Origin of the sequence: Francisella halioticida, assembly GCF_002211785.1 — a bacterium.
Lineage (GTDB): Bacteria > Pseudomonadota > Gammaproteobacteria > Francisellales > Francisellaceae > Francisella > Francisella halioticida.
The window spans coordinates 2185667-2197430 of record NZ_CP022132.1; the positions used below are offsets into that span (position 1 = coordinate 2185667).

Below are 11764 nucleotides of genomic sequence, written 5' to 3' on the forward strand. Positions count from 1 at the left end.
ATATTTAATCAAAAACTAATATATATCTATTACATTATTAATTAATAGCTACTATATTCAACATTAATCTCAACAAAATCTTCGATTGGATTATATCTATCAAAATCAGCTTTATATACTCTTTTTTTAGAATTATCACTCCAAATCTCTCGCCATTTTTCTATAGCAGCATCAGGAAGGTCTCCTTCTACCCTAAAAATTTTATGATTCTTCTCAAGAATAACTGAATCTAAGCCTATCGGAGTTTCAAAAGAATTATTTACTTCATAACCTATTAAAAGAGTATAAGGGGCTGTATGATCACCTTCATATTCATAATAAACTGATATTATATCTTGAGATAAGTTTTGTCCATTGAGATACTCTAAAACTTCACTATTAAAGAATAATTCCCATGCTTGTTCAAGTAAATCATCTCTATCATTAGAAACTTTTGTTGATACACCTACTATTCTCATATTTATCTAGTTAAACATTCTGCATAGCTAGATGCTATATTAAAAGGAACTACATTACTATATTTCCAATCTATATTTTTCCAAACTTTATTTATTGTTTCATCACGCCCACAACCTGTACGATAATAACAATACCTTTTAGGATTCTTATAATGATAATTTTGATGATACTTTTCAGCTTCATAGAATTTTGTCGTTGACAAAATCTGAGTATATACTTTTTTATTATTTTTACTAAATATTTTTTTTAGTTTTTTTGTAACATCATCAGCAATAGTTTTTTGATTTTCATTCATATAATAAATTGTAGATTTATATTGCTTACCTTTATCACAAAACTGTCCTTTTGAATTGGTAGGGTTTATACGACGGTAAAAATATTCTACAAGGTAACCAACTGCGTTGGTAACTTAAATCTTAACCAAACTAGGGTTTTTTGATACAATATAAATCAACTTCGTTTGATTTATATTTGACCAATTAGAACACCAACTAAAATCCAAGAGCTACTGCAGTATAAAAATGCTTGGTGGGATTATTATCAAACATATAAAGATATCATCAGAACTGAGGTAGTTGAGACAATAGTTAAGATGCTTAGCTTGTGGCATCCGTGCCAGAGGTTTTCATCACTACAGCTGCTCTAACCCCAAATGCTTACACTCCAAGAATGTCACTCATAGTTGCTCATGTAGATATTGTCAAACATGTGGAGTTAAACCAACCAACGATTGGATTAATGAGCAATTAGAAACTTTGCCTAATTGTGACTGGCAACATATAACTCTAACAATGCCTGATACTTTATGGCCATTATTCAAAGATTGGAAACTTCTTAACAAACTTCCAAAGATAGCTGGCGATATTTTCAATGAAATTGCCAAGAAACAAAAAGGTATTCGTATTGGGATGTTTATGGCTATCCATACTTTTGGTAGAGCTCTTAATTGGAATACTCATCTACACATGTCAGTAACTATGGGCGGTATTAATGATAAAAATGTTTGGAAGAAAATTAGGTTTGTAAAAAAGGTGATTATGCCTATGTGGCGATATAGAGTTTTAAACTTACTCAGAGAGCATCTTACACAAACTGAAATTGACGAACAGTTTAATAAACAGTGGGTTATACATTTTGCAGAGCCTACAAATAATCCAAAAAACACAATAGCATATCTTGGTAGATATATCCGAAGACCACCTATATCAATGTCTCGCTTAAAGCATTATGATGGTAAAGAAGTTACATTTAGATATTTAGATCACAAAATATCTAAATTCAAAAATGAAACTCTAGATATGAATGATTTCTTAGATAGATTTACTCAGCATATACCTCCCAAAGGATTTAGACTCATCAGATACTTCGGCTTTCTCGCAAACTGTGTTAGAGGTAAATTGTTGCCGAAGATATATCAGATATTTAAGCAAGATCCTAAAGCTACCACTAAAACCAAATGGGCTGAGCTGTACAAAAAATCTTTTACTGTTGATCCTTTAGAATGCATATTGTGTGGTTCGCAACTACTACTCACAGGTACTGTAATTGGATTGAGCTCAAAAGATTTTATGAATCACCATGAACATCTGGCAAAAAGAAAACGAATTATTTAGCACTACAGGGATTAATTCGTCTGGAATATGGAATTGGTTAAGAATAACTTTATTTTAGTATCAAATAACTATGATAAGTGTATTTTTGTGAGCATATGAGTTTTGTCATTTTTTGATTATCTGAAATTTGGATTTTTCAGCATTTTTTACGCAATATCGAAATCGCTATTCATCAATATCGAAATCGCTATTCATCAAGGTAACCAACTGCGTTGGTAACTTAAATCTTAACCAAACTAGGGTTTTTTGATACAATATAAATCAACTTCGTTTGATTTATATTTGACCAATTAGAACACCAACTAAAATCCAAGAGCTACTGCAGTATAAAAATGCTTGGTGGGATTATTATCAAACATATAAAGATATCATCAGAACTGAGGTAGTTGAGACAATAGTTAAGATGCTTAGCTTGTGGCATCCGTGCCAGAGGTTTTCATCACTACAGCTGCTCTAACCCCAAATGCTTACACTCCAAGAATGTCACTCATAGTTGCTCATGTAGATATTGTCAAACATGTGGAGTTAAACCAACCAACGATTGGATTAATGAGCAATTAGAAACTTTGCCTAATTGTGACTGGCAACATATAACTCTAACAATGCCTGATACTTTATGGCCATTATTCAAAGATTGGAAACTTCTTAACAAACTTCCAAAGATAGCTGGCGATATTTTCAATGAAATTGCCAAGAAACAAAAAGGTATTCGTATTGGGATGTTTATGGCTATCCATACTTTTGGTAGAGCTCTTAATTGGAATACTCATCTACACATGTCAGTAACTATGGGCGGTATTAATGATAAAAATGTTTGGAAGAAAATTAGGTTTGTAAAAAAGGTGATTATGCCTATGTGGCGATATAGAGTTTTAAACTTACTCAGAGAGCATCTTACACAAACTGAAATTGACGAACAGTTTAATAAACAGTGGGTTATACATTTTGCAGAGCCTACAAATAATCCAAAAAACACAATAGCATATCTTGGTAGATATATCCGAAGACCACCTATATCAATGTCTCGCTTAAAGCATTATGATGGTAAAGAAGTTACATTTAGATATTTAGATCACAAAATATCTAAATTCAAAAATGAAACTCTAGATATGAATGATTTCTTAGATAGATTTACTCAGCATATACCTCCCAAAGGATTTAGACTCATCAGATACTTCGGCTTTCTCGCAAACTGTGTTAGAGGTAAATTGTTGCCGAAGATATATCAGATATTTAAGCAAGATCCTAAAGCTACCACTAAAACCAAATGGGCTGAGCTGTACAAAAAATCTTTTACTGTTGATCCTTTAGAATGCATATTGTGTGGTTCGCAACTACTACTCACAGGTACTGTAATTGGATTGAGCTCAAAAGATTTTATGAATCACCATGAACATCTGGCAAAAAGAAAACGAATTATTTAGCACTACAGGGATTAATTCGTCTGGAATATGGAATTGGTTAAGAATAACTTTATTTTAGTATCAAATAACTATGATAAGTGTATTTTTGTGAGCATATGAGTTTTGTCATTTTTTGATTATCTGAAATTTGGATTTTTCAGCATTTTTTACGCAATATCGAAATCGCTATTCATTAAATTTAGGCAGTTTAAGCCTTTTTGTGGATGATTTTGAGAAATGTTGAAAGCTATTTTGCTTTGAAACATACATTTTGATTTTTTATATCATAAAAATCGTAAAATTGTAAAATCGAAATTACTATACATCTAGCTCTTTATAGCTAATTTTTTAGGATTATATATAACCTCAACTAATTTTTTTTATAATCTGTAGTTACTGATGATACTTTTTTATACGTAGGGTACTTTTGTAACCCTCCATCATAGCCTGAGACAATATTTATAATACCATTATGGCTTAAACTGGGATGTTTTTGCATATATTGAAAATCTGACTCTAAACACCAAAAACAACCACCTGCAAAAACAGCTTTATCATATTTGATATTTTCATTGGCTTAAAATCCTAAACTACAACATAATATGGATAAACTATAAACTATTTTTTTCATTATTTATTCCCATAATTCTTAACTTTTTCTAAAATTTTAAAACATTTACCAGACTTAATTAATTCTAAAATATACTGTGTATTTTCCATTAAGTTATTTTTACCATAAAGCTTCATAAGCATTGCCACATTAACAGCAACAGCAATGTTATGAGCTTTTTTTCCTTTGCCTAAAAGAATTTGCTCTATAATATATTTATTTTCTTGTGGTAAACCACCTTCGATTTCTTTAATAGCAAAACTATCTATACCAAAATCTTTTGGTGAAACGATATACTCTTTAATTTTATTATTTTTTATCTCTGCAATATAAGTATCATCGTGTATCGCAACTTCATCTAAACCACTTCCATGTACTACTAAAGCTCTTTCTATTTCTAAATTAATTAAAGTTTTTGCCATTGGCAAAATTAAATCTTTAGAATAAACACCTATAATAACCTTGTTTGGTTTAGCTGGATTTATTAAAGGTCCAAGAATATTAAAAATAGTTCTAGTTTTCAGAATTGACCTGGCTTGTTTTACATACTTAAAACCTTTACTATAAAAAGGAGCAAATAAAAAACCTAAATTATTTTTATTTATGCATTCTTTAGTTTTTTCTGGTGAAAGTTCTATATTTACTCCAAAAGATTCTAAAAGATCAAAAGATCCTGATTTACTTGATACACTTCTACCACCATATTTAGCTATTTTATAACCTGCTGCAGCTGCAACTATAGCCGCAGTTGTAGATATATTAATGGTATTAAAACCATCTCCTCCTGTGCCCACTATACCAGCTAAATCTCCATTAATTTTTGGAAATTTTTTGGTATTATCAACCAATGCTTTTGCTGCTCCTGCTATCTCGATAGGTGTTTCTTTTTTCAGTTTAAGAGCCGTTAATATACTTGTTTGTAGAGCTAGCTCTACTTCACCTTTAATGAAAAAATAAAATAATTGATAGCTTTCTTGATAACTCAAATCTTCTAAATTATACAACTTATCAACTATCTTTCTTAAATCACTCATTGTTGTATCCATTTAACTACATTATCTAAAAGTTTAGAACCATGTATTGTCATTATAGATTCTGGATGAAATTGTAGACCACAAACTTTATTTTTATCATCTACAACAGCCATAACTAGATCATTAACTTCAGCTATATTTTCTAACCCTGTAGGTACTTTTATTGCCACTAATGAATGATATCTAGCCACAGTTAATGGAGATTCTAAATCATTAAAAATAGTATGATTATTATGTTTTACTTTAGATATCTTTCCGTGCACTATTTCATTAGCATGTGAAATTATCCCACCATAAGCTTCTATTATAGCTTGATGGCCCAAGCAAATACCTATTATAGGAACTTTTCCTTTTATTATAGAAATTAAATCAACTATACAACCTGCATTAGCTGGGCTACCAGGGCCTGGAGATATAACAACTATTGGGTTTTCTACTGAATTTATTTTATCAAGCAAAACTTCTAAATATAAATTATTTCTATATACTTCAACATTATTTCCCAAAATTTTAAACTCATCAACTAAATTATAAGAAAAAGAATCAAAATTATCTATAAATATAATATTTGCCATTAGTTATACTCCATGTACATTTTTAATAGCTGTTATTACAGCTTGTGCTTTTGTTCTAGTTTCATCAGCTTCTGCTATAGGTATAGAATCTAGGACTACACCAGCCCCTGCTTGAATTTCTGCAATATTATCTTCAACATAAGCAGAACGAATGACTATACAACTATCTAAATCACCATAACCATTTAGATAGCCTACAGCTCCACCATATCCGCCTCTTGTTTGTTTTTCTACTTCAGAAATTAATTGCATAGCTTTTATCTTTGGAGCACCAGTAAGTGTTCCCATATTCATAGATGCCTGATAAGCATGAAGTGCATCCAGATCATTAGCAAGTTGGCCAACTACTCTTGACACCAAATGCATTACATGGCTATATTTATCAACTTTTAATAGATCTGCTAAATATCTAGTCCCTGTTTTTGATATTCTTGTAACATCATTTCTAGCTAAATCAACTAACATCATATGTTCAGCATTTTCTTTTATATCTAATCTAAGCTCTAATTCTATTCTACTATCTAAATCTGGATTAATACTACCATTAGAATTTTTACCACGTCTACGTGTACCAGCTATAGGATATATTTCAACTTGATTAGTGTTTTTTTGATATTTTAAGGCGCTTTCTGGTGATGCTCCAAAAAGTATAAAGTCCTCATCTTGCATATAAAACATATAAGGACTAGGATTTGTGCGTTTAAGTTCTTTATAAACTTCTAAAGAATTTTGACATGGCAAAAAAAAGCTTCTTGATGGTACAACTTGAAATATATCACCATCTATAATATGAGATTTTAACTGATCAACAATATTGCAAAAATCTCTATCATTTATTGATTCTTGTGGTTTTAAATTATCAAACTTTTCAATTTTAATGCTTACATTATTATTTATATTTTCTTTAATAAACTTAATATTACTGCATAGTTCCTTAATATTCTTAGAATTAAAGCTATTAGTTTGAATATAAGTTTTTTTCTGTTTATGATCACTAACTAAAATAGTGTCAGCTAAATAAAACACATAATCAGGACATTTATTTTTACGTTTTACATTATCTATATTTTCAAAGTTACCTACTACGTCATAAGCAAATAATCCAGCCAAAAATATACTAAATTTATTAGATACTTCAAAATTTTCTTTTATTAATCTTAAACCATCAAAAACAGATTCTTTTTTAAGATTTTCATGCTCATTATGGTTGCTAGCTTTTTTATTATTAAAAGTAAAAATTACTTCTTTATTTTTATAATTAGTTTGTATGCTACTTTTTACTCTATCTTTTATAGTACTTAAAGCACTTTCTCCATTTTCAGATAAAGCTTTTATAATAACTTTATTACCTATACATGAAACTCTCAAAGCACTATTTAATACTAAAATACTTTTTAATTTATCTTTTGTATCTATCTCTGCAGATTCTAATAAGATAGTATTTTTTTTATCTGTACATAAATTAACAAAACATTTGTTTAAGTCTTCTTGATAATCTATTTTATGTATATTTGATACTAAAAAGCCTTTTTTATTTTCTTCTTTGGGTATTTTTTTATCTATCATTATTTACCTTACTAATTTTTTAATATTATTTTCCAAATATTTCTTTTATTTTTATGGAACATTCTTTCAAAGCATTAGAGCATCTTGTTACTGTACAAATACTAATCCCTAAATTTTTAGATATTTCCCTTTGTGATTTAGTTTTATTTACTAATTGCTTAGTTAATAAAACTCTATTATTTACCTGCTCTTTCTCTTCTTTAGTAAATAGAAAGTCACAAAGAGCGGATATATCATTTGAATCTGTAGTTTTGGCTAAAATATCTATTAATTGATTCCAGCCATTCTTGCTTGAAGCCATAATTTTAAAAAAATAATTATTTTGTATCTTTGTAATGATACACCATTACAAAATAATATCAATATATAAACAAAGGGATACATATAATAAATATATTAATGTATATTTTGCTGATGAAAGCGATCCCATTTTTATGTATCTATCTTTTCAATTACATTCAAATTAGTAAGCTTGTAAAAGACTCTAATACATTATTTAATTTACTAAACAAAAGTTCTTTTTATTAAAATATATATTCTTATTTAAGAGATAAAATCAATCATAGTTTCTTATTATGAACATACTATCACATACATTGGAAGATATATCAAAAAACCACCTATAGCGATGTCTAAAATAAAAGAATATTTATCTACCCCGTCAATTTGGGACAGTTTACTACTTCATTTTCCATTATATATTCAAATATTGATAGTTTAGCTTCTTCTCTAGTTTTATAGCTTTCATCATGTACTAACTCTACTTTTAAAGTTCCAAAGAAACTTTCACAAGCAGCATTATCGTAACAGCATCCTTTAGAGCTCATACTTGATAGTAGCCAGTGTTCTTTAATAATGTCTTGATATTGTTTGCTACAGTACTGTGACCATTTATCAGAGTGTATAATCACACAAAGATACAGCCACCCCTCTTGTGTAGGTACATAAGTTATATTTGTAACCCACCTATGATTTACAGATAAAGCAGTGAAGTTTTGTTCTAATAAATTATCATAAACATGTTTGTTGTGGTTAGAATCTGTAGTTTTCTTATGCTTACGAGCCGCTTTAGCATGTAAACCAAGTAATTTCATACGTTTAGATACTCTAGGTTGAGTAACTTTCCAACCCATATCTTTAAGCTCTTTGTATATCCTAACACTTCCATATCTAGATTTATGTTCATTAAAATAGCATCATCTAGTTCAGCATTGCCTTTTACCTATAGGTTTATGAATCCATCTGTAATATGAAGATGTGCTCACATTCAAAGATTTACATAGTGTTGTTACTGGCATAACTTTATAATGCTCCTTAATAAAGGCGTACCTTACAGATTTTGCTTTGCAAAGTACGCTGCTGCCTTTTTTAGTATTTCACGCTCTGTTTCTGCCTGTTTGAGTTTTTTCTTCAAATCAGTATTTTCAAAAGATAGTTGCTGGTACTGCGTTTTATAATCTATCTTTATTTCTTTCTGAGGGTTTGACATGGCTTTGGATATCCAACTGCAAATGGTTTTATATTTAACCCCTAAGTTATCTGCTATTTCTCGTCTATTTGCATCTGGTTGTAAACATAATTTAACAGCTTCATCTTTAAACTCTTTTGTATATCTCATCTTGTCTCCTTTTCTTAACACCTAAGTGTCCCAAATAGGAGGGTATGATCATATGATGGTAATACAATCAAATTTAGGTTTCTTAATCATCGAAATAGTAAACACCAAGACCTAGAGCTTACTATGGATGAATTTATCGAAAGATTCATTCAACATATACCTGAAAAAGGCTTTAGAATGATTAGGTATTATGGATTTCTAGCTAATGCTGTCAGAGGTGAATTATTACCTAAGATTTATGAGATATTAGGACATAAGCCTAAAGTTAAAGTTGATATATCTTACCAACAAATGTCTTTACTATCTTTTAATGTTGATCCTTTAAAATGTATATTATGTGGAGCTCAATTATTACCTTCATTTAGAGTCATTGTAAAATCAACCAAACAATTAATGCAATTTCATACCTAATTAGCTAGCAGAAAACGAATACCCGTGTAGCTCTACTAGGATAAGTGTATCTATAGGTCTATAAATTTAGGCAGTTTAAGCCTTTTTGTGGATGATTTTGAGAAATGTTGAAAGCTATTTTGCTTTGAAACATACATTTTGATTTTTTATATCATAAAAATCGTAAAATCGAAATTACTATACATCAAGAAAATAGAATAAATTAAGGTCTAAATCATATCAGAAGTAAAAAGGGGAAACTGAGTTTTAAGAAATAGACCTTAATGAGAATATGGCGGAATGGACGGGACTCGAACCCGCGACCCCCTGCGTGACAGGCAGGTATTCTAACCAAACTGAACTACCACTCCGTTTTTTATGGTGCCGACTGCCGGAATCGAACTGGCGACCTACTGATTACAAGTCAGTTGCTCTACCTATTGAGCTAAGTCGGCGACTATGAGTTAGTATTATATATTCTTTTGTAATACTGTCAATAACATTTTTTTATTTTTTTTAATTTAATGGAATTATGTCATATTGATTGTATATATGGTTATTTTCAGATTTTAAATGGATATTTTTTTGTATATATAACTCCAATTCTGCAAGCCATATAGACTCTTCTCTTTCAATATAATCAATAATTTTTTTTGAAGAAATTAATAAAAAATTATTATAGTTAGGATAATTTATAGCTTCAGATTTTATTTCTCTAAAAATATCATAGCAAATAGTCTGTAATGTTTTAACATTTCCTTTGCCATTACAATGCTCGCAAGGTTTACATAAAGTCCTTGCTAAGCTTTCCTGAACCCTTTTACGAGTCATTTCAACCAATCCTAGCTCTGATATGTCACTAACACTAGTCTTAGCCTTATCAATTTCTAATTCTTTCTTTAAAGCCTCTAAAACTTGCTTTTTATTTGATTGATCCATCATATCTATAAAATCAACTATTATTATACCTCCTAGATTTCTTAATCTAAGTTGCCTTGCTAGTTCTTTTGTAGCTTCTAAATTCGTTTTAAAAATAGTTTCTTCAAGATTTTTACTGCCAATAAAACCTCCTGTATTTACATCTATTGTTATCATTGCTTCGGTTTGTTCTATTATTAGATAACCTCCAGATTTTAAATAAACTTTTTTATTTAGTGCTTTATTTATCTCATTTTCTATATCAAATTCTTCAAAAATATTATGTTTTTGATAAAGCTCTATTTTATCTCTTAAGCCAGGAATATATTTATCAGCAAAATGGCAAATTTCTTTATATGAATCAATATTATCTACAAGGATTTTATTAGGATTATCATTAGCAAAAATATTAATTGTTTTTATTATTAAACTAAAGTCTTCATAAACAATGCCTGATTTTATAATAGTGCTTGAAGTATCTAAAATATATTGCCATAAAGTATTTAAAAACTTTATATCATTTTCTAACTCTTCAAAACTAGCTCCTTCAGCAGCTGTTCGTAAAATATAACCACGAGGGTTTTCACTTTGTGTTATTTTTTGTATTGAATCTAATAATCTTTGTTTTTCTTCTTCTATATTTATTTTTAAAGAGATTCCTATGTGATCTAAATCTGGTAAAAAAACTAAAAATCTAGATGATACTGATAAATGAGATGTTAACTTAACTCCTTTATTCCCTATACTTTCTTTTACTACTTGTACTAAAACCTCTTGTCCTTCACGTAACCACTTATTAATATCTTCGGTATTTAATTTTTTCAGCTTAAATTTTTCATCTGTTTCGCTATAATCTCTTTCTATGGGAATAACTTCAGATAAATGTAAAAAGCCTGCTTTTTCTAAACCTATATCAACAAAAGCTGCTTGCATTCCAGGTAAAACTCTTATTATTTTTCCTTTGTAGATATTTCCAACTATTCTTTTTTGATTATCTCTTTCTATTAAAATTTCTTTTAAAACATTATTTTCTTTAACTGCTATTCTTTGTTCATATTTATTTATATTTAGAAATATTTCTGTATTTAAAGACATTTATTAAAAGATTTTAAAATTTAACTAACATTTATTATAAACAAAATAATTTTTTTTTATATTTTTAAGCCTTTTTTCTTTTATTATACTTATATAAAGTATTTTTTCTTTTTTTATATTATTATTTATTATGTAGGCATTTAAGTGTTGATAACTTTCTATAAACTAGTTATTTAAAAGGTTTTAAGTATATTGAAAAGAATGTATAAGAGTGTAGAAGTAATATAAAATTAATATGGATAAAAATGTGGATGAAAAATAATCAGAATTATCAACAAAAATATCAACATATTTATGAATAAGTTAATGAACAATAGTTTAAACAGAAAATAAACAAATTAATTAACATAATTATCCACAGGCTGGTTTTTTTATGATTGCTTCTTTAGCATTATTACAATACAATCTTACTCATTCAGTTATTTTTTGCTTTTAAAAACATCTAACCCTTTGTTTATAAAGGTCTTTGGATATATTTTAGTT

At 28.8% G+C, this 11764-nt stretch carries 9 protein-coding genes, 2 tRNA genes and 4 pseudogenes; 3 read left to right on the top strand and 12 right to left on the bottom strand.

Annotated features, from left to right (window positions below; all coding sequences use genetic code 11):
* Positions 1-41 precede the first annotated feature (41 nt).
* Positions 42-458 carry a GyrI-like domain-containing protein gene (locus CDV26_RS11685; protein WP_088773400.1) on the bottom strand — a complete coding sequence of 139 codons (417 nt, stop codon included), beginning with the start codon at positions 456-458 and terminating at the stop codon, positions 42-44.
* 2 nt (positions 459-460) lie between these two features.
* Positions 461-847: pseudogene (locus tag CDV26_RS11690) on the bottom strand (peptide-methionine (S)-S-oxide reductase); the annotation flags it as partial.
* Positions 848-937: 90 nt separating this feature from the next.
* On the opposite strand from CDV26_RS11690, the pseudogene CDV26_RS11695 reads away from it, so the two are divergent.
* Together CDV26_RS11695 and CDV26_RS11700 are read left to right on the top strand one after the other, a co-directional pair.
* A pseudogene (locus tag CDV26_RS11695) lies at positions 938-2072 on the top strand (IS91 family transposase).
* 289 nt (positions 2073-2361) lie between these two features.
* Positions 2362-3496: pseudogene (locus CDV26_RS11700) on the top strand (IS91 family transposase).
* 317 nt (positions 3497-3813) lie between these two features.
* Here the strand turns inward: CDV26_RS11700 and CDV26_RS11705 are convergent.
* The 7 genes and pseudogenes from CDV26_RS11705 to CDV26_RS11735 all read right to left on the bottom strand — a co-directional run.
* Positions 3814-4109 (bottom strand): annotated as a pseudogene (locus tag CDV26_RS11705) (peptide-methionine (S)-S-oxide reductase); the annotation flags it as partial.
* Positions 4106-5119, bottom strand: coding sequence for an anthranilate phosphoribosyltransferase (trpD, locus tag CDV26_RS11710; protein WP_169709739.1), 1014 nt, complete (start codon positions 5117-5119; stop codon positions 4106-4108). The pseudogene CDV26_RS11705 and the gene trpD, both read right to left, overlap by 4 nt.
* Positions 5116-5694 (bottom strand): aminodeoxychorismate/anthranilate synthase component II, encoded by a 579-nt coding sequence (locus CDV26_RS11715; RefSeq protein WP_088773403.1) that lies wholly within the window; start codon positions 5692-5694, stop codon positions 5116-5118. The genes trpD and CDV26_RS11715 overlap by 4 nt, the downstream gene beginning before the upstream one ends.
* A gap of 3 nt (positions 5695-5697) precedes the next feature.
* Positions 5698-7260: an anthranilate synthase component 1 gene (locus CDV26_RS11720; protein WP_420809885.1), complete on the bottom strand. Its 1563-nt coding sequence runs from the start codon at positions 7258-7260 to the stop codon at positions 5698-5700.
* A gap of 25 nt (positions 7261-7285) precedes the next feature.
* Positions 7286-7561: a trp operon repressor gene (gene trpR, locus CDV26_RS11725; RefSeq protein WP_088773404.1), complete on the bottom strand. Its 276-nt coding sequence runs from the start codon at positions 7559-7561 to the stop codon at positions 7286-7288.
* Positions 7562-7913: 352 nt separating this feature from the next.
* Positions 7914-8393, bottom strand: a complete 480-nt coding sequence (locus CDV26_RS11730; RefSeq protein ID WP_088773405.1) for an IS3 family transposase — start codon at positions 8391-8393, stop codon at positions 7914-7916.
* Between the two features lie 197 nt (positions 8394-8590).
* Complete coding sequence (locus CDV26_RS11735; RefSeq protein WP_157671285.1) at positions 8591-8899, bottom strand: transposase; 309 nt, start codon at positions 8897-8899, stop codon at positions 8591-8593.
* A 45-nt stretch (positions 8900-8944) separates the two neighbouring features.
* Here CDV26_RS11735 and CDV26_RS11740 point away from each other — a divergent pair, with 45 nt between their 5' ends.
* The gene (locus CDV26_RS11740; protein WP_088773406.1) at positions 8945-9289 is read left to right on the top strand and encodes a transposase; all 345 of its coding nucleotides are present in this window, start codon (positions 8945-8947) and stop codon (positions 9287-9289) included.
* A gap of 272 nt (positions 9290-9561) precedes the next feature.
* Here the strand turns inward: CDV26_RS11740 and CDV26_RS11745 are convergent.
* From CDV26_RS11745 to CDV26_RS11755, 3 genes are all read right to left on the bottom strand, one after another.
* Positions 9562-9639 (bottom strand) — tRNA-Asp (locus tag CDV26_RS11745).
* 8 nt (positions 9640-9647) lie between these two features.
* Positions 9648-9723: transfer RNA gene (locus CDV26_RS11750), tRNA-Thr, on the bottom strand.
* Between the two features lie 61 nt (positions 9724-9784).
* The gene (locus CDV26_RS11755; protein WP_088773407.1) at positions 9785-11281 is read right to left on the bottom strand and encodes an Rne/Rng family ribonuclease; all 1497 of its coding nucleotides are present in this window, start codon (positions 11279-11281) and stop codon (positions 9785-9787) included.
* Positions 11282-11764 lie beyond the last annotated feature (483 nt).